Here is a 24,414-nt window from a genome sequence, read left to right as displayed (position 1 = left end):
CGAACGGCCGCTTGACGCAAGGACCCAGCGGCGCGACCCTCCAACCTAACAATGATAACCTACGGAGGATCCGCTCATGGCCGACGGTGCATCGCCCATCACCACGTCGCTCAAGGACAAGGTCAGCGAGGCCGAATGGAAGGCCCGCGTCGATCTGGCCGCGCTCTATCGCCTGGTCGCTGTCCACGGCTGGGACGACATGATCTTCACCCACATCTCCGCCCGCATTCCGGGACCGGAACATCATTTCCTGATCAATCCCTACGGCATGTTCTTCGGCGAGATGACCGCCTCGTGCCTGGTCAAGGTCGACCTGGACGGCAACGTCATCGACAAGACGCCCTACTTCATCAATCCGGCGGGCTTCACGATCCATTCGGCGGTCCACGCCGCCCGCGAGGACGCCCATTTCGTCATGCACCTGCACACTGACCAGGGCGTGGGGGTCTCGGCGAACAAGGACGGCCTGCTGCCGCTGTCGCAGCAGTCGTTAATTGTCTTGCCTCAACTCGCCTATCACGATTATGAAGGCATTGCTCTCAACCTTGACGAACGGGAACGCCTGGTGGCCGACCTCGGCGAGAAAAAGCTGATGATGCTGCGCAACCACGGCACCTTGTCGGTGGGGACGACGGCGGCTGAGTGCTGGCTGGGGATGTTCTTCCTGGAACGGGCCTGCGCCCAGCAGGTGATGGCGTTGAGCGCGGGCCGCGCGAACGTGCTCGAAGCGCCCGAACAAGCCCAGGCCGAGGTCCGCAGCCAGACCGGCATGGGCATGGGCATGATCGCCGGCCTGGCGTGGCCGGGCTGCTTGCGCAAGCTCGACCGGGAGTCCCCCGGTTACGCGGATTGACGCCCAGACGGCGAAAACGAAACGCCGCCGTGGCCTTCGGGGCCGCGGCGGCTTTCTTTTGCGCGTCGGGCGGCCTGTCCGCTCCCGCCTGGGCGGGCGCCTGGCCGATGAAGGACGGCGAGGGACTGGCCATCCTGAAATACGAGGACCAGAAGGCGGACACGGGTTTTGACCCCGACGGCGTGGAGGTGGCGATCGCGCCCCGTCACGACCAGACCTTGTCGCTGTATGGCGAGTATGGACTGACCGACCGACTGACCTTGCAATCCAAGACGGCCCTGACTCGCGGCCACGACAGTTTCGTCGACTATGAGGGTTTGGGGGCCGTCGAACTGGGTCTTCGGTACGCGCTGCTGCATAGGGATCGATCAGTCGTCAGCCTTTATCTGGGCGCCGCTCGGGACGGCGTGGGGCGCAATGCGGGGTATGCGGCGCCAGGACAGGGCGACATGGATCTGGAGGCGCGCCTGCTGGCGGGGGTCTCGGGCCGGTGGCGTACGACGCCCGTCTTCGCCGAACTGCAGGTCGCCCGGCTCAAGCGCAGCGGCTTGGCCGACGAGACCAGAATCGACGCCACGATGGGCGTCAGACCCACGCGCCGCTGGCTGTTGATGGTGCAAACCTATGCTGGCCAGGCGGATTCCCGGCCTGTTAGATCGCGCTGGTCCAAGAGTGAGATCTCCCTGACGCGCGACCTGGGCGCTTGGAGTCTGCAAGCCGGCTGGCGTCAGGCGATCCTGGGCCGCGAAACCCCCGCCGATCGCGGGCCGGTCGTGGCGGTGTGGCGGCGGTTCTAATATTTCAGCGCTGTAATACTTGGTCATCCGTGTGTCACTGGACGCAGGCTAGGGCTGGCGGCTAATGAGCCGCTTTGTATTAGCTGAGCCGTTCTTTCCCGGCGCCCGGAGCCTTTCGTGATCCGCAGACACTTCTTTCTCGTCGCGGCGGTCGTCGCTGTTCTGCTGATGCTGGTGGCTGGCGGCTTGAAACTGGCTTTCGGCGGCAAGGCGCCAGGGCAGGGCGGCCCGGCCGGCGGTGGACGGGCGACCCCGGTGTCTCAGGTCGTCGTCCAGCCACGCGCCTTCACCGATCGGATCGAAGTGCTCGGCGTCGCCAAGGGCCGCCAGTCGGTCACCCTCACCTCGAACACGGCCGAACTGATCACCGCCGTTCACTTCAGCGATGGGCAGGCCGTCACCAAGGGGCAGGTGCTGGTCGAGCTGAAGGCCGACCAGGAGACCGCCGGCATCGCCGAGGCTCAGGCGCAGCTAGCCCAGGCCGAACGCGAATATACGCGATGGAAGACCCTGGCCGAGCGCGGCATTGCTCCGCGTGCTTCGGCCGAGCAATACATGGCCGCGCGCGACACAGCCAAAGCCGCCCTGGCGGCGGCCAGCGCCCAGAAGCTGGACAAGGTCATCCGCGCGCCGTTCTCGGGCCGGGTGGGCATTTCGGACATCGCCCCAGGAGCCCTGATCAGCCCCGGAACCCCCATCGTCAGCCTGGACGATGTCTCGCTGATCCGTGTCGACTTCTCCGTGCCCGACCGCTACCTGCCGATCCTGCGCGAGGGCCTGGCGATCACCGCCAAGCCCGACGCCCTGCCGGGCGAGATGTTCACGGGCCGCATCGCCCAGATCGACACGCGCATCGATCCGGCGACCCGCGCGCTGAAGGCGCGTGCCGAGTTTCCCAACGCCAATGGTCGTCTCAAGCCCGGCATGCTGATCAAGGTCGGCATCGACCAGGGGCAGCACCAGGGCGTGGCCGTTCCCGAGGCGGCCGTGCAGTTCGAGGGCGCCCAGGCTTCGGTGTTCCTGATCGCCAAGGGACCCAAGGGCCTGGTCGCGCGCCGCGCCTCGGTGCAGACCGGCGTCGACGCCGACGGCTTCATCGAAATCACCTCGGGCCTGAAGGCGGGCGACAAGATCGTTGGCGACGGCCTCAACCGCGTGCAGGACGGCGCGCCGGTCAGCGTCGGCGGCGGCAAGCCTCAGGGCGGCCCTCAAGCTGGCCAGGGTGATCGCAAGCAGAAGGCCGGCTGATGCTTTCCGACCTTTCCGTCCGCCGCCCGGTCTTCGCCGCGGTCGCCGCCATCATTCTCTGCGTCATCGGCCTGGCCGCCTTCAAGAGCCTGCCGATCCGCGAGCTGCCGAGCGTCGATCCGCCGGTGGTGTCGATCTCGACCGCCTATCGCGGCGCCTCGGCCGAGGTCATCGAGGAGCGGATCACCCAGATCATCGAGCGACAGGTCGCCGGGATCCAGGGCATCGACCGGGTCAACAGCTCCTCGCGCGACGGCCGCTCGCAGATCACCATCACCTTCACCCTCGACCGCGATCTCGACGCGGCCGCCAACGACGTGCGCGACGCGGTCAGCCGGGTGGCGGCGAACCTGCCTGATCAGGCCGACCCGCCGCAGATCGCCAAGGCCAACGCCGACTCCTCGCCGATCATCGTCCTGAACCTGACCTCGAGCACGCTCAGCACCCTGGAGCTGGCCGACTACGCCGACCGCTATCTGGTCGAGCGGATGTCGACCATCCCCGGCGTGGCCCAGGCCAACCTCTACGGCGCGCCGCTGTACGCCATGCGCATCTGGCTGGACGCCGACGCGATGGCCGCCCGCGGCGTGACCGTCGACGACGTCGAGAACGCGCTGAACGCCCAGAACGTGGAACTGCCCGCCGGCGCGCTGGAAGGGGCGACCAAGGACTTCACGATCCGCGTCAGCCGCGCCTATTCCAAGCCCGAGGACTTCCTGAAGCTGCCCCTGCGCGCCGGGAACGCCGACGGCTTCGTGGTCCGCCTGGGCGACGTGGCGCGGGTCGAGGAAGGCGCGGACGAACGCCGCAAGCTGTTCCGGGGCAATGGCGTCAACCAGGTCGGCATCGCCCTGACCCGCCAGTCGCAGGCCAACGACGTCGCGATCTCGGAGGCGGTCCGCAAGGAAGTCGAGACGATCAACAAGACCCTGCCGGCCGGCTCCAAGATGATCGTGGCGATCGACAACTCGGTGTTCACCGCAGAGGCGATCCACGAGGTGTGGATCACCATGGGCATCTCGATCGCCCTGGTCGCCCTGGTCAACCTGCTGTTCCTGGGCAGCTGGCGCTCGGCCCTTATCCCGTCGATCGTCGCGCCGATCTGTATCCTATCGACCTTCATTGTGCTGGCCCCGCTGGGCTTTTCGCTGAACCTGCTTACCCTGCTGGCCCTGGTTCTGGCGGTCGGCCTGGTGGTCGACGACGCCATCGTCGTGGTCGAGAACATCCAGCGTCGCGTCGACGAGGGCGAGCCCGCGCCGGTGGCGGCCCTGCGCGGCACCCGCCAAGTGTTCTTCGCCGTGGTGGCCACCACCGTGGTGCTGATCTCGGTGTTCGCCCCGCTGATGTTCCTGCCCGGCTATATCGGCCGGCTGTTCGTCGAGCTGGCCGTGGCCATCGCCGCCGCCGTGGGCTTTTCGGCGCTGCTGGCGTTGAGCCTGTCGCCGATGATGGCCTCCAAGCTGCTCAGGCCGGCCAACGCCAACTGGCTGTCGCGCCGGGTGGACCGCGCCATGGACGCGCTGAAGGACAGCTATCGCCACTCGCTGGAAGGCCTGCTCGGCAAAGGTTCGGCCACCTTGGTCACCGGCCTGTCGGTGCTGGTCCTGGCGGTCTGCGCCGGCGGCCTGTTCGCCCTGCTGCCGCAGGAGCTGGTGCCCGCCGAGGACCGCGGACGCGTCGACGTGACGATCAACGGCCCCGAGGGTAGCGGCTTCGACGCGACGGTGAGGGTCGCCGACAGGATCGAGAAGATCCTCGACCAGTATCGGAGGGACGGGGTGGCCGAACGCACGATCATCACCGTGCCGCGCTTTGGCCAGAACCAATTCAACACCGGCAACGCGGTTATCGCGCTCAAGCCGTGGGGCGAGCGAAACAAGTCCGCCGACGACGTCGCCGCCGAGCTCAACAAGAGTCTCTCGAAGATCACCAGCGTCCGGGCCGTGGCTTCGGTGCGCGGCGCGTTCCAGCGTGGCGGCGGTGGAGGCGGTGGTGGCGGCACCAACGTCGACCTGATCGCCGTGGGCAACGACTACGTCCAGCTGGCCAACTGGCTCAAGCCCATCCTCAGCGCCTCCCAGGCCAATCCGGGGCTGTCGCGGCCGCGCCTCGACTACGAGCCGACGGCGCCGCGCTTGTCGGTGCAGATCGACCGCGACAAGGCCGCGACCCTGGGGGTTTCGCCCCGGTCCATCGGCCGGGCGCTGGAAACGATGTTCGGCTCGCGCCAGGTGACCACCTACATCAAGAGCGGCCAGGAATACGACGTCATCCTGCAGACGGCGCTGGACCAGCGTCGCGGCATCGAGGACCTCAACCGTCTGCAGGTGCGGACTCTGTCGGGCGCCTTGGTGCCGTTGTCGACGGTGGTCACCACCGAGCTGCGCGGCGACACCCCCGATCGGCCGCGCGTCGATCGCCTGCGGTCGGTGACCCTGACCACCCAGCTGAACCCCGGCTATACGGTCGCCGACGCCGTGACCTTCTTCCAGGACCAGGCCGCCGCTCATCCTACGCCCGGCGTCAGCGTCAAGTGGGGCGGCCAGGCCAAGGATTATCTGGAAGCCTCTGGCGCGGTGGGCCTGGCGTTCGGCCTGGCGCTGCTGCTGGTCTTCCTGGTGCTGGCCGCGCAGTTCGAGAGCTGGATCCACCCCGCGGTCATCATGCTGACCGTGCCGCTGGCGGCCTTGGGGGGTCTGTTCGGTCTGCTGATCACCGGCTCGACGATCAACACCTACAGCCAGATCGGGTTGATCATCCTGGTCGGCATCGCCGCCAAGAACGGGATCCTGATCGTCGAGTTCGCCAACCAGCTGCGCGACGAGGGCTTGAAGGTGCGCGAGGCCGTGATCGAAGCGGCGGCGCTGCGCCTGCGTCCGATCATCATGACGTCGATCTCGGCCGCCATGGGCGCCTTGCCGCTGATGCTGTGGGCCGGGGCCGGCGCGGGCAGCCGCAAGACGATCGGGGCGGTGATCTTCACCGGCGCGATCTTCGCGACCCTGCTGACGCTGTTCGTGGTGCCGGTGTTCTACAACCTGCTGGCCCGCTTCACGAAGTCTCCGGAGTGGACTTCTCGGCAGATCGAGGACTATGAAGCCCGCGAGAAGAGCGGGGAGGGGCATGCCTCACCCGTCTGAACTGGGTGAGGAAGCATGGCTGAAGCCGTATTGGCGGCGAAGCGGCAGGAGCTTGCGCTTCTGCGACGCATCGAGGAACGCATTCTCTGGCTGGCCTCGTGGACGATCCACAACGCCAACCACCTGCGTGAGAGCCGCGACGGGCTGAAAGTCGGTGGGCACCAGGCCTCCTGCGCCTCGATGACCACCCTGATGACGGCGCTCTACATGAAGGCGCTGCGGCCGCAGGACCGGGTGGCGGTCAAGCCGCACGCCAGCCCGGTGTTCCACGCCATCCAGCACCTGTTCGGTCGCCAGAGCCTGGAGAAGCTGAAGGCTTTCCGCGCCCTGGGCGGCGCCCAGTCCTATCCGTCCCGAACCAAGGACACCGACGATGTCGACTTCTCGACCGGTTCGGTGGGACTGGGCGTGGCGATGACCGCATTCGCCTCGCTGACCCAGGACTATCTGGCGGCGCGCGGGGCGGTGAAGCCTGAGCGGATGGGGCGGATGATCTCGCTGCTGGGCGACGCCGAGCTGGACGAGGGCAACATCTACGAAGCCCTGATCGAGGCCTGCAAGCACGACATCCGCAACACCTGGTGGATCGGCGACTACAACCGCCAAAGCCTGGACGCGACCACCCAGGACCGGATGTTCACCCGCTACGGCGAGATCTTCGAAGCCGCGGGCTGGACTGTCGAGACACTGAAGTGGTCCCGGCGTCAGCGGGAGGCGTTCGCCAAGCCCGGGGGCGAGGCGTTGAAGGCCTGGATCGAGACCGCGCCCAACGATCTCTATGCGGCGCTCAGTTATCAGGGCGGAGCCGCCTGGCGCGAGCGGCTGAACACCGACCTGGCCGAAGACGCCGCCGCTCTGAAGCTGGTCGCGACCTACAAGGACGTCGACCTCGGCGAGTTGATGACGGAATTGGGCGGCCACTGCATGGAAACCATCCTGGAGGCCTTCGAACGGGCCAGCCAGGACGACGCCCCGCGTTTCTTCATCGCCTACACAGTCAAGGGCCTGCGCCTGCCGTTCCAGGGGCACAAGGACAACCATGCCGGCTTGATGACCGAGTCCCAGATCGCCGAGTTGCGCAAGCGGTTGGGCGTGGTCGAGGGCGAGGAATGGGACGCCCTGTCGGGCCTGTCCGCCGCTGAGCACACCGCGCTGAAGGGCCTAGTCGCCCGCGCGCCTTTCGCCGCCCAAGTTGAGCGCGATCACGTCGCGCCGTTCATCGCGATCCCCACCGCCGAAGACCTGCTGGTCCCGGTCGCTGGAGGCGGCGAGCAGTCCACCCAGGCGGCGTTCGGCAAGGTGATGTTCGAGATCGCCCGCCGGGACGACGAGTTCGCTGGCCGCGTGGTGACGACCTCGCCCGACGTCACGGTCTCGACCAATCTCGGCGGCTTCGTCAATCGTCGGGGCGTTTTCCAACGCCGGGCGCACGAGGACGTCTTCAAGCGCCGGCGGATCCCCTCGGCCCAGGTCTGGTCCAAGGGCGAGACCGGTCAGCACATCGAACTGGGCATCGCCGAAAACAACCTGTTCATCGCCCTGGCCGCCCTGGGCCTGACCGCGCCGCTGTTCGGCGAGCGCCTGTTTCCGGTCGGCACGCTCTACGACCCGTTCATCGCCCGTGGCCTCGATGCGTTGAACTACGCCTGCTATCAGGATGCCCGCTTCCTGCTGGTGGCCACGCCTTCGGGGCTGACGCTCGCGCCCGAAGGCGGCGCGCACCAGTCCATCGGCTCGCCGTTGATCGGCATGAGCCAGCCGGGCCTGGACAGCTACGAGCCGGCCTTCGCCGACGAAACGGCGGTGCTGATGGCCCACGCCTTCGGCCAGATTCAGGCTGAGCAGGGCGCCTCGACCTACCTGAGGCTCTCGACCCGCGTGATCACCCAACCGGAGCGGTCGGACGACGCCTGGCGCGGGGGTGTGGTCGAGGGCGCCTACTGGTTGCGTCCGCCGGCGGCCGGCGCGCGCCTGGCCATCGCCTATGCCGGCGCACTGGCCCCGGAGGCCCTCGCGGCCTTTGAGGCGGTGCTGGAGGACGAGCCGGGTGCGGGCCTGCTGGCGGTAACCTCGGCGGACGTCCTGCACCGTGACTGGACCGCGGCGGGCCGCTCGCGTTGGACGAACGACAAGCCGCGTGTTTCAACGATCGAAACCTTGTTGGAACCGCTATCCCGTGACGCCGGTCTGGTGACGGTAATCGACGGCGCCCCCTCGACGCTGTCCTGGTTGGGCTCGGTGCGCGGCATGCGGCTGCGGGCGCTGGGGCTGGAGGCTTTCGGCCAGTCAGGTGACCTGCCGGATCTCTACGCCAAGTACCGTCTGAACGCCGACGCCATCCTCGACGCCTGCGCCGACCTGCTGATCTAGGCGGGGCGATCGGGGCCTAAGTCGACGCTCTCAACCAGGCCGTCGCGGATCGCATAGGTTGCTGTGACACGGCTGTCTGACCAGAGGCGACCCGAGCGATCATGGACGGATACTTGTAGTTCGGCCTGAACGCGGCCATCGGCCAAGGTTCGCACCGAAATCAAGTCGATATTCGGCGCGAGGGTTTCAAACAGCTTTCGGTAAAAGGCTCGCACGTCATTCCGTCCGATCACCTCGCCCTCATCCAAATAGTTCCGGAATCGAGCCTGGGGGTGAAAAAGGCACGCCGCTGCGTCGGCGTCGCGACGGCCGATCGCTTCGTGCAGCCGAACGACAATGTCGCGGGCGTCGGCCATCGTCAGGCCTCGCCGCCAAGCGTCGGCACGGCGAAACGAGCGGTGAAATCCCGCTGGCGGGGTGTTGGACGGACCTTGGTCGGCAGCGCATGCGCGTCTTCCATGGTTATTCGCCCATCAGCCTTTCGGAGGCTTGTAGCCAGTCTCGACCTTTAGATAGGCGATCAGATCTATGCGGTCCTTGGGATCGTGCAGTCCCGCGAAGGTCATCTTGGTGCCCGGCATGAAGCCGCGTGGATTGTCCAGCCACTTGTCGAGGTGCTCGGCGTCCCAGTCGAACCCAGCGGCTGCGACGACAGGCGAATACTTGTAGTCAGGCTTGCTGCCCGCCTTGCGACCGAACACGCCATAGAGGTTGGGACCGGTCATGTTGGGGCCCCCTTCGGTGATGGTGTGGCACGAGCGGCAGAGTGCGAACTTGCTCTGGCCGTTCATCAGGTCGCCGGTGTTGTAGGGGGCGGGGAGCGCAGCCAGCAAGGCCTGCTTTTCCGCGTCGTTCGGCGTCGCCGCCGGCGTCGAAACGGCTGATCCGCTGTCGGAAGCCTCCCCGCTGGGCTTCGAGCAACCAACCAAAAGAACGCAGGCGACCGTCGCGACGGCGAGTTGAAACTGACGCATCCACTAATTCCCGACTGACATTATGCCGCAAGCTGTGCGGCGTGGCGCCGCATTCATTTTCTGGCCCAACTGTGGGTCCTGCATCCAATATATAACGCTGTTATCCGGTCAAGGTCTCGCCACGTTTCAGAGAACGCCCTGCGACAACGCGCGTTATCTCACAGAATGTAAAAGCAAAATGCCCGATTACAAACCGTGGGTCTGCACATAAAAAATTGACCAGAATTAACCATAAACGTACCCAGAAAGCGCCGGAGGGGCTGCTCCGGCGACCGGGTAGGAAAACGGATCATGGACTGGAACGAAGAGCGCACCGCCACGCTTCGCAAGCTGTGGCTCGAGGGTATGAGCGCGAGCCAAGTAGCGCGGCAATTGGGCGGCGTCAGCCGTAGCGCGGTGATCGGCAAGGTGCACCGTCTGGGCATCACGGTCCGAGAAGTCCCCACCCGCCAACGCGCCGCCATGCGCACCGCCGTTCGAGCCCAACCCCGGGCCCGTGTGGTTCGCGACGCCGCCGCCACCCAGCGTCCCGCTCTTCGTCTGCTCGAGATCGCCGAGATGGCGCCGACCGCGAACATCCTGGGCCTGGAGATCCATTCCTGCCGTTGGCCGATCGGCAATCCTGACTCCCACGACTTCGGCTTCTGCGGCCGTGAGAAGACCGCCCGCGGCTCCTATTGCGACGATCACGCCCGCGGCGCCTTCCGCAAGCTGGTTTCGCCATCGGACGTCAAGGCATGGGCCCGCCCAGCCGCCCGGATCGAACGCCACACCGCCTGACCGTCGACGAAGCCAGAACACCAGGACACTTTCCAATGAACATGGTCTTGATCGAGAACACAGCTGGCAGCAGCCAGGTGATCACCATCATCGAAGAGTTCGCCGGCCATTCTGTGTCGCGCGATCTCAATCCCGGCGAGCACACCCGCATCCCCGTCGGTCAGTTCAAGTCGATCGTGGTGCGCGAGACCTATCCCGACGACTGGCTGACCCGAGCTCGGGCGCGCAATGCGACGATGCCGGAAGCGATCGCCAGCCGCGCCGCCTGATCCATTTTTCAGGCGCCATGGGCGAGAAATACACAGCCTCCGCGAACTTTGTTCGCGGAGGCTGTTTCGTCTGGAACCGTATGTTCGACGCGACGTTAGCCACGATCGAACGATGTTCGCCATTGTTCACGCCAGGGGGAACGGCGTCGAGTTCCAAAAGCATGCAGACGCGTGCGTTCGCGCGCGGATAAGCGGAGCCGTGATTGTATGTGGCTTCCGCGTGTGACATGTAAGCGCGCCATTTGGCGTGGGGGGAACCATGTCAGAGCAGAAGCAAGGGGAGGGCCGCGGTTTGCCGTTGCCGACCTATGTCAGCTATCTGATGTACCAGACTGAGCAACATAGGCGCGCCCTGGCGGCCGACTGTATCGCGCAGCATGGATTGAGCTTCGCCAAGTGGGTGGCGCTGGCTTCGCTGGCGCGGTTCGGCGAATGTTCGATGACGCGCCTGGCGCGACTGTCGGCAGCGGATCGTACGACCTTGACCCGTTCGGTCGATGGTCTGATCCGTGAAGGTCTGGTCGAGCGCGGGGCCCAGGCGTCGGACCGCCGCAAGGTGGTGGTCCGTCTGACGGCGGAAGGTCATGCGGTCCTGGGACGAATCCGCGAGGACATTCACCCGATCAACCAGGAGGTCTGCGCCGAGCTGACCGAAGAGGAGCAGGTCAATCTGGCGACCTATCTTCAAAAGATCCTGGGCGGGCTGATCACCGAGCCGGAGTGGAAGCACGAAGTGCTGTCTTTCGGACCCGGTCCCGTAGAACCGGCCTGGAACCGGGGTTGACGGGCGAACTTCGGGTCTAGTCGTCGCCGCGAGGTCTTCCCCGAAGGCTCTTGATGCCGGCGCGTTTGCCCTTGGTCTCCAGCCGCTTGAGCTTGCTGGAATAGGTCGGCTTGGTCGGTCGGCGGGGCTTGGGCTTTTCCGTCGCGCGGCGGATGAGCTCGACCAGCCGGTCGCGGGCTTCCTGCCGGTTCATTTCCTGCGAGCGGCTGCCCTGGGCGAACAGGACGATCACGCCGTCCTGGGTCAGGCGGCTGCCGGCCAGGGCCTCGAGCCGCGTCTTGACCTCGTCGGGCAGGGTGGGGGAGTTGCGCACGTCGAAGCGCAGCTCGATCGCCGTGCTGGTCTTGTTTACATGCTGGCCGCCAGGGCCCGAGGCGCGGGTGGCCTTTTCGACGATCTCGTCGTCCTCGATCCGCAGCCAGGAGGTGATCTCGATCATCGGACCATACGCCTGGCCTTGACCACCGCGGTGTCCAGCGCCTGCAGGAATTTGGACCGGTCGGCCGGACCGAAGGCCTTTGGACCGCTGGTGACCTCGCCCATCGATCTTAGATGCTCGCCGATCATCCGCGAGGCGAGGGCCGAGCCGATGGTGTCGAGGGTGAACAATCGGCCCGTCGTGCCCAAGGCCTGGCCGCCGGCTTTCAGCACGCGATCGGCCAGCGGAATGTCGTTGGTGATCACCACGTCGCCGGGGCCAGCCCGCTCGGCGATCCAGTCGTCGGCGATATCGGGGCCGGCGTCGACCACGATCTGCTCGATGGCGGGCGTCAAGGGGACGCGAATCCAGCTGTTGGAGACCACGAAGGTCTTCAGGCCATAGCGGGCGGCGACCTTGTAGATCTCGTCCTTCACGGGGCAGGCGTCGGCGTCGATGTAGAGAACGGTCATGCGCCGTCTCGTAGCGCCTTCCCCAACCGGGCGCCAAGCGCCGCGACGGCTTCGACGGCCACCGGCAGCACATGGGTGAAGTTGACGAAGCCATGGGCCTGGCCCGGATAGGCCCGTAGTTCCACCGGCACGCCCGCCGTCTCCAGAGCCTGGGCGTAGGTCATCGCGTCCGGGCGGACCGGGTCGAGCCCCGCGCCGCTAACCAGAAAGGTCGGCGGCGTGGCCGAGCCGACGGCCTCCAGCAGGGAAGGGGCGCGAGCCTGGGCAAGTTGGGCGTTGATATAGGCCACGGCGAGCCTTCCGATCAGCCGGGCGTCCCGCAGCAGGGTCTGGGCCCAGATCTCGTCGTCCAGGTGGACGAGGGGGTAGAACAGGCCCTGAGCCTTTACCGCGCCGGGACGACGGGTGTTGGCTTCGTTGGCCACTGTGGCGGCCAGATAGGCTCCGGCGCTGTCGCCGGCCACCGCGATGCGGTCGACATCGACGCCAAGTTCGGCGGCCTGGTCCAGCAGCCAGGCGAAGGCGGCTCGGGCGTCGTCGATCTGCGAGGGGAAGGGGTGTTCGGGCGCCAAGCCGTAGGCGGCCGACACGACGCGGACACCCGCGGCGTCGGCCAGACGCTGGCAGAGCGCGTCATGGGTCTCGATGTCCGAAATCACGAAGCCGCCGCCATGGAAGAACAGGATCGCGGGCCCCACGGCGGGGGCGTGGAGGGGCACATAGAGCCGGGCGGCGCGCTTTCCGCTGGCGGCGGGATAGTCGAGGTTGCGGATCTGTGCGAGGCGCGGAAGCTTGCGGTCGCGGTGGGCGACGGCGAAGCGAACGGCGCGGCGGACACGTTCGAGGCCGAAGCGGTGGGCGCCGGTCACCCGTTCGGCGAAGACGCTGGTCAGGGGCGCGTTCATCGGTCTTTACCTTGGCCGTCGAGCGCTGAAGGTTTAGCCGGCGCTAGTTCGGCTGTCCACGTCGAGCTCTGTCGGCGAATCGACCTGCGATCAGACCTGCCTTCGCTTCTTCGCGGCCTTTTCCTTCGCTCTCCGGGCCTAGGTTTTCGCTCAGGGTTTGGGCGCCGATCACGCGGTTGCACGCGATGCATACAAACAGGCGTTCTCCACAGCTTCACCTTGAGGCGTGGCGGTCTTGCCCTTGATTGGCCATTTCGGCGCACTAGTTATCAACCCGTGGAGCCGCCCTTGGCGCTCCTGCCCTTCCTGGGCGTTTCCTCCCTAATGACTGCCCGGCCTTCGTGCCGGGCTTTTTTTGGCTGTTTGGTGGCCGGGCGGCGGCATGGTCCGACGGCTTGGAAACACATCGCAATATCGCGACAACATCCCCCTGGGACTGTGCCCGTGACCGCTTTCGGTCGTCACGTCTGGGAGATCAAGACGCACATGACCTTCGCCAAACTGTTCGGAGCCGCCACCGTGACCGTCGCCGCCCTGAGCCTAACCATCGCGGCGCCCGCGTCGGCGAGCGGGCGAGATCCGCATCATTGCCACGGGCACAAGGTTTGCAAGTGGGAGCGCCATCACGGCCAAAAGCAGAAGGTTTGCCACTGGGTGCGAAACTAGAACCTTTGTCCGGGCGGGGCGGGCGTCTGGACAGGCCTGCGCATCATAGTTTGATCGACGCGCCCCGGCGCGCGCCGTAAACTCGGGCTCTAAGCGGCTTGGTCGTCGATCGAACGATGGCCCTAGTGGAGACCCGGGTATGGACAAGGCCGAAATCAATCGCGTCGTCGAGCGACACAAGGCCGAGCAGGAGGCGCTCGATCAGCGCCTGGAGGCCCTGCGCAGCGGCAAACTGCAAGTGGGCGCACGGACCGAGGACGGCTCCGTGGAGGACGAAACCCACGTCCACATCGGTGAACTTGAGCGGCTGCGGCAATGGCTGGCCGAGAACGTCGCCCGCTATGAGGCGCTGCTGGGCGCCTAGAGCATCGCGCGAAAAAGTGGATGCCGGGTTTTCCGCAAAAGCGATGCGAGAACAAAAATCTAGAGCAAGCCGAGCGATTCTTATATCGCGCGGCTTGCTCTAGACGGTGGTCTTCAGGCCTCGCAGGCCGACTAGGCCGATCGCCGCCATCAGGCGGTCGACCGTCACGCCCTCGACGGTCGGCGCCCACTTGGCCAGCCAGATCAGCATGCCCAGCAGCAACTGCACGACCAACGACGACTCGCATGGGACGATCGAACCATCGTCCATGCCGTCCTGTATGACCCGTTCCAGGCGGCGGGTTAGGTGTTCGCTGCAGGCGGCGATCGCCTCGCGCTGGTCTTCATCCAGATAGGATCGATCGCCGAAATAGAGCAGCGGCCCATTCCGGGCGGACTCCACGAGCAGGGCTCTCAAAAACCGTTCCAGCCTTTCGAAGCCGGTTACGCCATCGGCGATGTTTTCGCTCAAGACCCGGTCGAAGCGCTCCAGCGAGCTTTGGTGACAGGCGAAGACCAGCGCCTGCTTGTTGGGGAAATAATAGTAGAGCGCCGCGTCGCGTAGATCGAGCGCGGCGGCGATCTCGGTCATGGTGGCCAGGGCATAGCCCTTGATGTTGATGATCTCCGTGGCCGCCCGGAGAATGGCGTCCCGCTTCTTGGCCGACTTAAGGCTCTGGGACAGCGATCTTTGGCAGTCCGGCGCGGCCGTGACGATGTCGTCTTCGCCGGTCAAGGCTCCCCTCCCTCTGATGTTCTCTTCACGGAACTTCCGCAGTGGTAGCGGTCGGACGTCTTCCTGAGCAAGCGGGTTGAAGACGGCGTTCTGTTTCGTCCTATATTTTCTAACTTGCCCTAGAATATCGGGGGTGTACTAGAATCGCGCCTAACGACGCGAAGCCCCGAGACAGGGGCCGCGCCTGGGGGGAAACAGAGATGGCTGCGAACGCCATGCAGAGCCGCGTTCGCGCTCCCTCAAGGGTAGCGACCTGGCCACCGTACCGCTCAACCGAATTTAGGATCGCCGAAGTGGCCGCATCGACGCGGATCGCCTCGGCATGCGCATCGCCCATTCAAAACGACAAGAACAAGATCCAGGGAGAATAACGTGAAGAAGGTGCATTTCGTCGGCGCGTCGCTGCTGGCCTTGGCCGTGGCCGGGCCTGCCTTGGCGCAGGGTCAGACACCGCCCGCCAACACCGCCTCGACCGTCGAGGAAGTCATCGTCACCGCGACCAAGCGCGAGCAGACGCTGCAGGACGTGCCGATCTCGGTGGCGGTGACGGGCCAGAAGACCATCGAGCGCGCCCAGATCCGAGACCTGATTGACCTGCAGTCGGTCGTGCCATCCTTGAAGGTCACCCAGCTCAACGCCGCCAGCCAGACCAACTTCGTCATCCGGGGTTTCGGCAACGGCAACGGCAACGACGGCATCGAAAGCTCTGTCGGCGTCTTCATCGACGGCGTCTATCGCTCACGCTCGGCCGCCGCCCTGGACGACCTGCCCGAGGTGGAGCGCGTCGAAGTGCTGCGTGGACCGCAGTCGACGCTGTTCGGCAAGAACGTCTCGGCCGGCGCTATCAGCATCGTGACCAAGCAGCCGCAGTTCGAGTTCGGCGGCAAGGCCGAGGTCAGCCTGGGCAATTACGACCAGCGGCAGGTCAAGGCGACCGTCACCGGCCCGCTGAGCGATACGGTCGCCGTGCGCCTGTCGGGCAGCGTGAACAAGCGCGACGGCTATGCGACCAACGTCACCACCGGCAACGACGTCAACAATCGCGATCGCTGGTCGATCCGCGGCGACCTGCTGTGGGTCCCGACCGATCAGACCCAGGTTCGCATCATCGCCGACTACAACAAGATCACCGAAGTCTGCTGCGCGGTGAACGCGGTCTATAACGGCCCGGCCACCCAGTTTATCGGCGCGCCGTCGCCGTTCGGCCTGGGCAAGCCGGTCGGCGATCCGAGCAAGATCTTCGACCGCGACGTGGTCTTCAACACCGACCCCTCCAACCGTCTAACCGGGCAGGGGATCTCGGGCCAGCTCGACCACGACCTGGGTTTCGCCAAGCTGACGGTGATCACCGCCTATCGCAAGCAGACCAGCGCCTCGTACCAGGACGTCGACTTCACCGGCGCCGACCTGGCCAACAAGGACGACGGCAACACCATCAAGACCTTCACCCAGGAACTGCGCCTGGCCTCGAGCGGCGATGGACCGTTCAGCTGGCTGGTCGGCGGCTTCTACCAGGACGAAAAGCTCGATACGGGCCGGACGATCGACTACGGCGGCGACATTCGCGCCTATGCCGAAGGCTTGAGCGGCCGGGTTCCGGCGGCTCTGCTCGGCGCCTTGCCGCCCGCCCTCCGCCCGGCCCTGACCGGCCGGTCCAATCTCTACGCGCTGGAGTTCCTGCAAAGTCTGGCCACCCCGTCGATCGTCCCGGGCAAGACCTACTTCCAAGCCGGCCAGGGCATCGACGACGACTATGCGATGAAGCAGCGGTCCTATTCGCTGTTCGGTCAGGCCGACTACAAGATCACCGACAAGCTGACGATCACCGGCGGCCTGTCGTATCTCAATGATCGCAAGCGCGTGGTTTCGAACGTGGTGCTGCGCGACCCGTTCTCGGCCCTGAACCTGCAGAGCGTGCCGCAATTCACGGCCCTGGGCCTGCCGGGCAATCTGTACGGCGCCCTGGGCAGCCTGCAGTTCTACTACGGCAACTCGCCGACCCACGGCCCGGTCAACTTCCCCAACGCCAATGAGTCCGGCGAACTGAAGGGCGACAAGGTCACCTACGCCGTCCGCGCCGCCTACGACTTCGGCTGGGTGAACGCCTATGTCAGCTATTCGACGGGATGGAAGGCGGGGGCCTACAACCTGTCGTCCGACAGCCGGCCGCCGAACGCCAACGGCGTAGGCCGCACCGCCGCGCCGGAAGACGTCAGCGTCTACGAGGCCGGTCTGAAGGCCAACTTCCAGGGCGGCTACCTGAACCTCGCGGTCTTCGACCAGTCCATCAAGGGCTTCCAGTCCAACGCCTATACCGGCATCGGCTACAGCCTGGTCAACGCCGGCGAGGAGTCGGTGAAGGGCTTCGAGATCGACAGCGCCTACCGGCCGATCGACTGGCTGTCGCTGACAGCGGCGGCGACCTACCTGAATCCGAAGTATGACTCGTTCACCGGCGCGGCCTGCGTCAACTACGACACGACCCGCTGTCCGGTGAACCCGGCCACCGGCCTGCGGCCCAATTTCCGCGACCTGACCGGCGATCGTCCCGCGGGGATTCCGAAGTGGAGCGTCTCGACCTCGGCGACCGTTTCGCATGATCTCGGCAACGGCTATGCCGGCTATCTGCGCGTCGAATACGACTATGTCAGCAAGACACAGCTGACCGAGACGACCCCGCCGAACCTGTCGAGCTGGGGGCAGAACGTCGTCAACGCCAGCCTCGGCGTCACCAATGACGCCCATCAGGTCGAGATCACCCTCTGGGCGCGCAACCTGACCAATGACGAGAGCCTGATCTCGACATTCCCGACCGTCGCCCAGGACGGCAGCTACAGCGGCTACCCGACTCCGCCGCGCACCTACGGCGTGACCCTGCGCAAGACGTTCTGATTCCATCGTCGGAGCGCATGTCGCCGCTCGGTCCCTTGCGGATCGGGCGGTTGTCTTTTTGCGCTTTGTCGTCAGGAGAGTGGTGCCGGTTGAGGGGATTGAACCCCCGACCTTCGGTTTACAAAACCGCTGCTCTACCGCTGAGCTAAACCGGCGCCGGTCCGCCGGGATCCGGCGGCGGCGTTCTCCTTAGCCGCAACCGACGGGCTCGGGCAAGGCCGCTCACCTCGTGAGTTGCCGTGTCGCGAAACCGGTTTAAGGTGGCCTCAAACGATCGTTCGACGGGGAGCGCGAATGCGGGTGATGATGGCGGCGGCGATGACCGCCCTGGCTCTCGTCGGCGCGCCAGCGTGGAGCGCGCCCAAGGCCGCGTCCGTCGCGGTCCTGGCGCCGGCCGCCCCCGACAACACCGGCTTCTCGCCCGAACGCCTCAAGCGCCTGGACGGCTATATGCAGGGCCTGGTCGACCAGGGCCACCTACCGGGCGCGATCACGCTGGTCGCCCGCCACGGCAAGATCGTCAGCTACGAGACCTTCGGCAGGACGGCGATCGGCGGCGCGCCGATGGCCAAGGACACGATCTTCCGGATCTACTCCCAGACCAAGCCCGTGACCGGCGTGGCGATGATGATGCTGTTCGAGGAGGGCAAGTGGCGCCTCGACGACCCGGTGACGAAGTTCCTGCCCGAACTGGCCAACCTGCGGGTCTACAAGAGCCAGAACCCGGACGGGACCTTCGTCACCGAACCCGCGGCGCGCGCGCCGACCATGCGTGAGATCATGAGCCACACCGGTGGCTTCGCCTACGGCCTGCGCACCGACCAGCCCGTCGAGAAGGCCTATCGCGACAGCGGCTTGCTGGGCTCCAAGACCCAGGCCGAGTTCCTGGCCGCGCTCGCCAAGCTGCCCCTGGCCAGCCAGCCCGGAACCGAATGGCGCTACAGCGTCTCGGTCGACATCCAGGGCCTGATCGTCGAGCGATTGTCGGGCATGAGCCTGGCCGACTTCATGAAGACCCGGATTTTCGACCCGCTGAAGATGACCGACACCGCCTTCTGGGTTCCGCCGGCCAAGAGCGAGCGTCTGGCGGCGCTCTACATGATCGATCCCAAGGCGCGGAAACTGGTTCCGGCCGACAGCTTCATGGTGCTGGACGTCACCATGCCGCCGGCGATCGCTTCGGGCGGCGGCGGCCTGATCTCGACCACCACCGACTATGCCCGCTTCGCTCAGATGCTGCTGAACGGCGGCGAGCTGGACGGGGCGCGCATCCTGGCGCCCGGCACGATCAAGCTGATGGCGTCCAACCACTTGTCCGACGTGGTGATGGCCGCGCCCGGCGCCGCCTTCTCGCCGGCCAGGGGCGTCGGCTTCGGCCTCGACTTTGCGGTGGTCGCCGACCCGGCCCGGGCCGGCACGCTGCGCGGGGAGGGGACCTATAGCTGGGGCGGGGCGGCCGGCACCTGGTTCTGGATCGACCCGAAGAACGACCTCTTCATGCTGGGCATGATCCACATCCTGGGCAAGGAGGCCGATCCGGCGCTGGCCCACATCGACGAAAACGCCGCGACCCTGGTCTATCAGGCCCTGGTCGACCCGGCGAAATAGGGCCCGTTGGGCCGACAAGAACAAGCGTCAGGGAGTGCGCCATGAAGGCCGCCGTCTATTACGAGACCGGTTCGCCGGACGTGCTGAGGTACGAGGACGTCGCGGATCCGCCCTGCCACCCAGGCGGCGTGGTCATCCGCGTCGAGGCGGTCAGCATCGAGGGCGGCGACACCCTCAATCGCGGCGGCGGCCAGATGGCCGGCAGCCCGCACATCGTCGGTTACCAGGCCGCCGGCGAGATCGTCGAAGTGGGGGCCGAGGTCACGCACCTGAAGGTCGGCCAGAAGGTGGTCACTGTGAACGCCTTCGGTTCGCACGCCGAACTGCGCAGCGTGCCGGCCCGCAACGCCTGGCCGGTTCCCGACGGGTTCGACATCCAGAAGGCCTCGGCCATTCCGGTTCCGTTCGGCACGGCGCACGAATGCCTGTTCGGAGCCGGCCACCTGAAGGCCGGCGAAACGGTGCTGGTCCAGGCCGGGGCGGGAGCGGTCGGCGTCGCGGCGATCCAGCTGGCCAAGCGAGCCGGGGCGACGGTGCTAGCCACCGCCTCCAGCGACGCGCGGCTGGAGCGCCTCAAGCCCTTCGGCCTGGACCACGGGATCAATTACGGCCGCGACGACGTGGTCGAGCAGGTAATGGCCCTGACCGGCGGCAAGGGGGTGGACCTGGTGGTCGACCCGGTCGGCGGTCCGACCCTGCAGGCCAGCATTCTGGCCCTGGGCTATCGGGGGCGTATCTCGCTGGTTGGCCAGGCGGGACGCGAGCCGACCAAGGTCGACGTGTCGTCGCTGATGATCGGCAACCGCAGCCTGACCGGCGTGTTCCTGGGCGCGGAGATCATGACCGACCGCGTGCACGACATGATCCAGACCCTGATCGACCAGGCCGCCCGCGGCGAGCTGCAAGTGCTGATCGACAAGACCTTCCCGCTCTCGGAGGCCGCGGCGGCCCACGCCTATATCGAGAGCCGCCAGGCCGTCGGTCGGGTGCTGCTGATCCCATGACCGGCAACAGGGGGGCTTGCCCATACGGGCGCCAGATATCCGATCGTCCAGGCCCCGATGGGCTGGATCGCCCGCTATCCCCTGGCCAGCGCCCCTTCGACATCACCCAGCGGCTGGGCGCGCTCGGCGCCGGCCGCCATTTCTGAAGGACACCATCATGATGCAGAACCTGTTTTCCCTGAAGGGCCGCGTGGCCCTGGTCACCGGCGGCTCGCGCGGGATCGGCAAGATGATCGCCGAGGGCTTTCTGACCTATGGCGCGCGCCGGGTCTATGTCTCGGCCCGCAAGGCGGCCGCCTGCGACGCCACGGCCGAGGAGCTGTCGGCGATCGGCGAGTGCGTCTCGCTCCCGGCCGATGTCTCGACGCTGGAAGGCATCAACGGCCTGGTGGCGCGGATCGCCGAGCGCGAGGACAAGCTGGACATCCTGGTCAATAACGCCGGCGCGGCCTGGGGCGCGGCGTTCGACGAGTTCCCCGAGAGCGGCTGGGACAAGGTCGTGGACCTGAACATGAAGACGCCGTTCTTCCTGACCCAGGCCCTGATCGGTCACCTGCGAGCGGCCGGCAAGGATCACGTAGCCAAGGTGATCAACATCGCCTCGATCGACGGCCAGTCGGTGACCACCGATGAGACCTATCCCTACGGCGCCTCCAAGGCCGGCCTGCTGCACATGACCAAGCGCATGGCCCTGCGCCTGGCGACCGACAACATCGCGGTCAGTTGCATCGCGCCGGGGGCCTTCGCCTCGGATATGAACAAGGTCGCCCGTGACCATGCCGACACCGTCTCCAAGGCCATTCCGGCCGGCCGGATCGGCACGACCGAGGACATGGCGGGCGCGGCGATCTACCTGGCGTCGCGGGCCGGGGACTATGTGACGGGGTCGGCCGTCACCGTGGACGGCGGGGTCAGCTTCGCGCGCTGAGGTCGCCGCTGGGACAGGCGCATGCGCCTGTTCCCAAGCGTAGCTAGGGCTTACCTGGCGACGGGAAGCCGCCCAGCTCGGCCGGCTCGGCGTCGCTGAGCTCGACCCCGGCGTTGGAGCCGCAGCCCACCGGCTTGGGCGGGCGAGCGCCGCGCTCGCGGGCCGACATCAGCGCCCAGCCGCCGGGCTTGAGGATCTCCAGCGGCGAGTAGCGGGCCTTGTAGGCCATCTTCTCGCTGCCCGGCACCCAGTAGCCCAGATAGACATAGGGCAGGCCGTTCAGCTGGGCCTGGAGGATGTGGTCCAGAATGATGAACGAGCCCAGGCTGCGCTTGATCAAGCTGGGGTCGTAGAAGCTGTAGACCAGCGACAGGCCGTCGGCGAGCACGTCGACCAGCACGCAGGCGATCAGGTCGCCCGGGCCGCGGTCCTGCGGTCGCAGGCGGTATTCGATCAGGTGGGTGCGGACCGCCGTGTCCTCGACCATGGCCACGTAGTCGGGCCAGGTCATCTCGGCCATGCCGCCGTCGGCATGGCGGGTCAGCAGGTAGCGGCGCAGCAGCTCGAACTGCTCCAACGTGGCCTCGGCCTCGACCAGGTGGCGTTCCAGGTCGGTGTTGCGGGTCAGGACCTTGCGTTCCGAGCGCGAAAAGACGTAGTCGGCGGCCGGGGCGCGGGCCGACTGGCAGGCGCGGCAGGTCTCGCAGGCCGGACGGTAGGCGATGTTCTGCGAGCGACGGAAGCCTACCTGGGTCAGGCTGTCGTTGACGGTGGGGCCGTCGGACAGCGGCAGGTGGGCGAAGACCTTCCGCTCCTCGCGGCCGGGCAGGTAGGGGCAAGGCGTGGGCGCCGTCAGGAAGAAGCGCAGCTGTCGCGTCGGAAAATGCTGCGTCACGGAAAGCGTCCGATCCCTCTAGTCGTCACGCCCTGGATGCTGGGCCGATAAGGGATTAGGCGGCATCCGCGGCGGTTGCGCAAGCTCCGCGGCGCCGCCGAGCGTCATCACGTCGCAGGCGCCCTCAAAGCCCATCGGGCAGCACCGGTTTCTCGCGCAGCAGCACGATCGAGATGCGACGATTGCCCGCCAGGGTGGGGTCGTCCGCGTACAGCGGCTCGGAATTGGCCTTGCCCGAAACCTGGTAGATGCGATCCTCGTCGACCCCGGCGCCACGGAGCACCTGGCGAGAGGCGTCGGCGCGCTCGGCCGAAAGCGACCAGTCGCTGTCCGAACGCTTGCCGGCCGCGCTGGCGCTGGTGTGGCCCGAGATGGTGATGCGGTTGGGCAGCTGGTTGATGATCTTGGCCACGGCGCGCAGCAGGATGCGGGCCCGGTCGTTGGGCTCGCGCGAGTTCTCCTTGAACATCGAGCGGCCGTCCTGGTCGATCAGCTGGATGCGCAGGCCCTCGGGGGTCTGGTCGATCATGATCTGCTTGGACAGCTCGGCCAGTTCCGGCATTTCCTGCAGCGACTGGCGCAGCGACTGGGCGGCCGAGGCGAAGCTGTCCTGCTCCTTCTTGGCCAAGGCGTCGCGCAGGGCCTGCTCGCTGGCGGAATCGAGGCTGGCCGTGGTCGAGCTCTGACCGTCCTTGTCGGTCTGGGTGGGGGCTTCGGGCGCCATCTGCTGGACGACCGACATCTTGCCGTCGGCCTTGGCGCCGTCGTCGCCCAGCGAGGTGCCGCCCAGGATGCCGCCCGAGCCGCTGGTGGTGGACGAGATCGAGGCCGGAGCGAAATAGTCGGCGATGCCCTGCTTCTGCTCGGGGCTGGTGACGTTCAGCAGCCACATCAGCAGGAAGAAGGCCATCATCGCGGTCACGAAGTCGGCATAGGCCACCTTCCAGGCGCCGCCGTGGTGACCCCCGCCGACGACCTTCTTGACCTTCTTGATGACGATCGGCTGTTCGCCGCTGACGGCCATTGTGCTTAAGCCTGCTTAACCCTGTTCGATCGAACCTGACGGGTGGACGTTAAAATGCCGTTGCGATCGGAGCCGTGAAGGGCGATGGACGGCCGCTGCCATGAGGAGTTTCGCGGATGAAGACGGCGTTTATCGGCCTGGGCGTGATGGGCTTTCCGATGGCCGGCCACCTGCAGGCCGCCGGCCACGCGGTGACCGTGTTCAACCGCAGTCCCGACAAGGCCGCGCGCTGGATCGAAAAGCATGGCGGCGCCCGCCGTCCGACCATCGCCGAGGCGGTGGCGGGCGCGCAACTGGTCTGCCTGTGCGTGGGCAATGACGACGACGTGCGCGACGTCGTGGCGCAGGCGCTGCCGGCCATGGGCGAGGGCGGGGTGATCGTCGACCACACCACGACCTCGGCGATGGTGGCCCGCGAGATGGACGCCGCGGCCCGCGCCGTTGGCCGCTGGTTCGTCGACGCCCCGGTGTCGGGCGGCCAGGCCGGGGCCGAGAGCGGCCAGCTGACGATCATGGCCGGCGGCGACCCGGCCGCCTACGTCCGGGTCGAGCCGGTGCTGGCGGCCTACGCCAAGGCCATCCGCCTGATGGGGCCATCGGGCGCGGGCCAGCTGACCAAGATGTGCAACCAGATCGCCATCGCCGGCGTGGTCCAGGGCGTGGCCGAGGCGCTGCACTTCGCCAAGCGGGCGGGCCTGCCGACCGACGACGTGCTGGCGGCGATCTCCAAGGGCGCGGCCCAGTCGTGGCAGATGGAGAACCGCTGGAAGACCATGTCGGAAGGCAAGTTCGACTTCGGCTTCGCGGTCGATTGGATGCGCAAGGACCTGGGCATCGCCCTGGCCGAGGCCGCCGCCAACGGCGCCAACCTGCAGGCCACGGCGATGATCGACGGCTTCTACGGCGAGGTGCAGGCGATGGGCGGTCATCGGTGGGACACCTCGAGCCTGGTGGCGCGGTTGGAGAAATAGGGCGACGACCACTTGCCCCCAACGGACCGCCTTTCGACGATCCTCCCCCTGTGGGGGAGGCGATCGCGCAGCGATCGGTGGGGGGAGTTTTAGGGTCGAAGATCCGGGCTATGGTCATTGGCCGATCACTCCCCCCTCCGTCGGCTTCGCCGACACCTCCCCCACAGGGGGAGGATCTTGGATGCACGGCTTGGCCGCCTCACGCGGCTGGCCGCTGAAGGTATGGAAAGGGACGCGGAGCGCCGGACATCGTCCGGAGTGTTTGAGTTTGTGTACCGTTTCGACGAAGCCCGATCGCTCCGCGCGGTCGTTA

23 protein-coding genes and 1 tRNA gene are annotated in these 24,414 nt (G+C 66.6%); 15 read left to right on the top strand and 9 right to left on the bottom strand.

Features of this window, described 5'->3' with window-relative positions:
• The first annotated feature begins 76 nt into the window (after positions 1-76).
• The 5 genes from J2X41_RS03480 to J2X41_RS03460 all read left to right on the top strand — a co-directional run bounded on the left by J2X41_RS03480 (position 77) and on the right by J2X41_RS03460 (position 8,411).
• The gene (locus J2X41_RS03480) at positions 77-853 is read left to right on the top strand and encodes a class II aldolase/adducin family protein (protein ID WP_310079633.1); all 777 of its coding nucleotides are present in this window, start codon (positions 77-79) and stop codon (positions 851-853) included.
• Positions 854-882: 29 nt separating this feature from the next.
• Positions 883-1,650, top strand: coding sequence for a hypothetical protein (locus J2X41_RS03475; protein WP_310079632.1), 768 nt, complete (start codon positions 883-885; stop codon positions 1,648-1,650).
• A 117-nt stretch (positions 1,651-1,767) separates the two neighbouring features.
• On the top strand, positions 1,768-2,898 hold the full coding sequence (locus J2X41_RS03470) for an efflux RND transporter periplasmic adaptor subunit (protein ID WP_310079631.1): 1,131 nt from the start codon (positions 1,768-1,770) through the stop codon (positions 2,896-2,898).
• The gene (locus J2X41_RS03465) at positions 2,898-6,041 is read left to right on the top strand and encodes an efflux RND transporter permease subunit (RefSeq protein WP_310079629.1); all 3,144 of its coding nucleotides are present in this window, start codon (positions 2,898-2,900) and stop codon (positions 6,039-6,041) included. The genes J2X41_RS03470 and J2X41_RS03465 overlap by 1 nt, the downstream gene beginning before the upstream one ends.
• Before the next feature lie 15 nt (positions 6,042-6,056).
• Positions 6,057-8,411 carry a transketolase gene (locus J2X41_RS03460; RefSeq protein ID WP_310079627.1) on the top strand — a complete coding sequence of 785 codons (2,355 nt, stop codon included), beginning with the start codon at positions 6,057-6,059 and terminating at the stop codon, positions 8,409-8,411.
• Here the strand turns inward: J2X41_RS03460 and J2X41_RS03455 are convergent.
• Together J2X41_RS03455 and J2X41_RS03450 are read right to left on the bottom strand one after the other, a co-directional pair.
• Positions 8,408-8,767, bottom strand: a complete 360-nt coding sequence (locus J2X41_RS03455) for a nuclear transport factor 2 family protein (protein WP_310079625.1) — start codon at positions 8,765-8,767, stop codon at positions 8,408-8,410. The genes J2X41_RS03460 and J2X41_RS03455 overlap by 4 nt on opposite strands.
• Before the next feature lie 117 nt (positions 8,768-8,884).
• The gene (locus J2X41_RS03450; protein ID WP_310079624.1) at positions 8,885-9,385 is read right to left on the bottom strand and encodes a cytochrome c family protein; all 501 of its coding nucleotides are present in this window, start codon (positions 9,383-9,385) and stop codon (positions 8,885-8,887) included.
• A 291-nt stretch (positions 9,386-9,676) separates the two neighbouring features.
• Between J2X41_RS03450 and J2X41_RS03445 the strand changes: the two genes are divergently transcribed.
• The 3 genes from J2X41_RS03445 (at position 9,677) to J2X41_RS03435 (ending at position 11,218) form a co-directional block, all read left to right on the top strand.
• On the top strand, positions 9,677-10,165 hold the full coding sequence (locus tag J2X41_RS03445) for a GcrA family cell cycle regulator (protein ID WP_310079621.1): 489 nt from the start codon (positions 9,677-9,679) through the stop codon (positions 10,163-10,165).
• A 35-nt stretch (positions 10,166-10,200) separates the two neighbouring features.
• On the top strand, positions 10,201-10,434 hold the full coding sequence (locus J2X41_RS03440; protein WP_310079620.1) for a hypothetical protein: 234 nt from the start codon (positions 10,201-10,203) through the stop codon (positions 10,432-10,434).
• A 259-nt stretch (positions 10,435-10,693) separates the two neighbouring features.
• Positions 10,694-11,218 carry a MarR family transcriptional regulator gene (locus J2X41_RS03435; protein ID WP_310079857.1) on the top strand — a complete coding sequence of 175 codons (525 nt, stop codon included), beginning with the start codon at positions 10,694-10,696 and terminating at the stop codon, positions 11,216-11,218.
• 16 nt (positions 11,219-11,234) lie between these two features.
• Here J2X41_RS03435 and arfB read toward each other — a convergent pair whose 3' ends face one another.
• From arfB to J2X41_RS03420, 3 genes are read right to left on the bottom strand one after another with little or no spacing between them, the layout of a single operon-like run.
• Positions 11,235-11,657 (bottom strand): alternative ribosome rescue aminoacyl-tRNA hydrolase ArfB, encoded by a 423-nt coding sequence (gene arfB / locus J2X41_RS03430; protein ID WP_310079618.1) that lies wholly within the window; start codon positions 11,655-11,657, stop codon positions 11,235-11,237.
• Positions 11,654-12,109, bottom strand: coding sequence for a YaiI/YqxD family protein (locus J2X41_RS03425; protein WP_310079616.1), 456 nt, complete (start codon positions 12,107-12,109; stop codon positions 11,654-11,656). The genes arfB and J2X41_RS03425 overlap by 4 nt, the downstream gene beginning before the upstream one ends.
• Positions 12,106-13,014 (bottom strand): alpha/beta hydrolase, encoded by a 909-nt coding sequence (locus tag J2X41_RS03420; RefSeq protein ID WP_310079614.1) that lies wholly within the window; start codon positions 13,012-13,014, stop codon positions 12,106-12,108. The genes J2X41_RS03425 and J2X41_RS03420 overlap by 4 nt, the downstream gene beginning before the upstream one ends.
• Before the next feature lie 444 nt (positions 13,015-13,458).
• On the opposite strand from J2X41_RS03420, the gene J2X41_RS03415 reads away from it, so the two are divergent.
• Entirely contained in the window at positions 13,459-13,680 is a 222-nt protein-coding gene (locus tag J2X41_RS03415) for a hypothetical protein (protein WP_310079613.1), read from the top strand.
• Positions 13,681-13,819: 139 nt separating this feature from the next.
• The gene (locus J2X41_RS03410; protein WP_310079612.1) at positions 13,820-14,044 is read left to right on the top strand and encodes a hypothetical protein; all 225 of its coding nucleotides are present in this window, start codon (positions 13,820-13,822) and stop codon (positions 14,042-14,044) included.
• Positions 14,045-14,143: 99 nt separating this feature from the next.
• Here the strand turns inward: J2X41_RS03410 and J2X41_RS03405 are convergent, their stop codons facing one another.
• Positions 14,144-14,779 carry a TetR family transcriptional regulator gene (locus tag J2X41_RS03405; RefSeq protein ID WP_310079611.1) on the bottom strand — a complete coding sequence of 212 codons (636 nt, stop codon included), beginning with the start codon at positions 14,777-14,779 and terminating at the stop codon, positions 14,144-14,146.
• Between the two features lie 372 nt (positions 14,780-15,151).
• Between J2X41_RS03405 and J2X41_RS03400 the strand changes: the two genes are divergently transcribed.
• The gene (locus tag J2X41_RS03400; RefSeq protein ID WP_310079610.1) at positions 15,152-17,671 is read left to right on the top strand and encodes a TonB-dependent receptor; all 2,520 of its coding nucleotides are present in this window, start codon (positions 15,152-15,154) and stop codon (positions 17,669-17,671) included.
• Between the two features lie 80 nt (positions 17,672-17,751).
• On the opposite strand, the gene J2X41_RS03395 is transcribed toward J2X41_RS03400, so the two are convergent.
• Positions 17,752-17,826, bottom strand: a tRNA-Thr gene (locus J2X41_RS03395).
• 139 nt (positions 17,827-17,965) lie between these two features.
• Between J2X41_RS03395 and J2X41_RS03390 the strand changes: the two genes are divergently transcribed.
• The 3 genes from J2X41_RS03390 (at position 17,966) to J2X41_RS03380 (ending at position 21,211) form a co-directional block, all read left to right on the top strand.
• Positions 17,966-19,279, top strand: a complete 1,314-nt coding sequence (locus J2X41_RS03390; protein WP_310079608.1) for a serine hydrolase domain-containing protein — start codon at positions 17,966-17,968, stop codon at positions 19,277-19,279.
• A 41-nt stretch (positions 19,280-19,320) separates the two neighbouring features.
• The gene (locus tag J2X41_RS03385) at positions 19,321-20,283 is read left to right on the top strand and encodes a zinc-binding alcohol dehydrogenase family protein (RefSeq protein WP_310079606.1); all 963 of its coding nucleotides are present in this window, start codon (positions 19,321-19,323) and stop codon (positions 20,281-20,283) included.
• A gap of 160 nt (positions 20,284-20,443) precedes the next feature.
• Positions 20,444-21,211 (top strand): SDR family oxidoreductase, encoded by a 768-nt coding sequence (locus tag J2X41_RS03380; protein ID WP_310079854.1) that lies wholly within the window; start codon positions 20,444-20,446, stop codon positions 21,209-21,211.
• Positions 21,212-21,254: 43 nt separating this feature from the next.
• Here the strand turns inward: J2X41_RS03380 and J2X41_RS03375 are convergent, their stop codons facing one another.
• Both J2X41_RS03375 and J2X41_RS03370 read right to left on the bottom strand, forming a co-directional pair.
• Complete coding sequence (locus J2X41_RS03375) at positions 21,255-22,106, bottom strand: arginyltransferase (protein WP_310079604.1); 852 nt, start codon at positions 22,104-22,106, stop codon at positions 21,255-21,257.
• Positions 22,107-22,230: 124 nt separating this feature from the next.
• Complete coding sequence (locus tag J2X41_RS03370; protein WP_310079603.1) at positions 22,231-23,130, bottom strand: flagellar motor protein MotB; 900 nt, start codon at positions 23,128-23,130, stop codon at positions 22,231-22,233.
• 116 nt (positions 23,131-23,246) lie between these two features.
• Between J2X41_RS03370 and J2X41_RS03365 the strand changes: the two genes are divergently transcribed.
• Positions 23,247-24,101, top strand: coding sequence for an NAD(P)-dependent oxidoreductase (locus J2X41_RS03365; protein ID WP_310079602.1), 855 nt, complete (start codon positions 23,247-23,249; stop codon positions 24,099-24,101).
• Positions 24,102-24,414: the final 313 nt, after the last annotated feature.

Source organism: Caulobacter sp. BE254 (genome assembly GCF_031457295.1).
In the GTDB taxonomy this organism is placed as follows: domain Bacteria; phylum Pseudomonadota; class Alphaproteobacteria; order Caulobacterales; family Caulobacteraceae; genus Caulobacter.
Note: the sequence above shows the minus strand (reverse complement) of the source record. Positions and strands in the feature narration are given on the sequence as shown.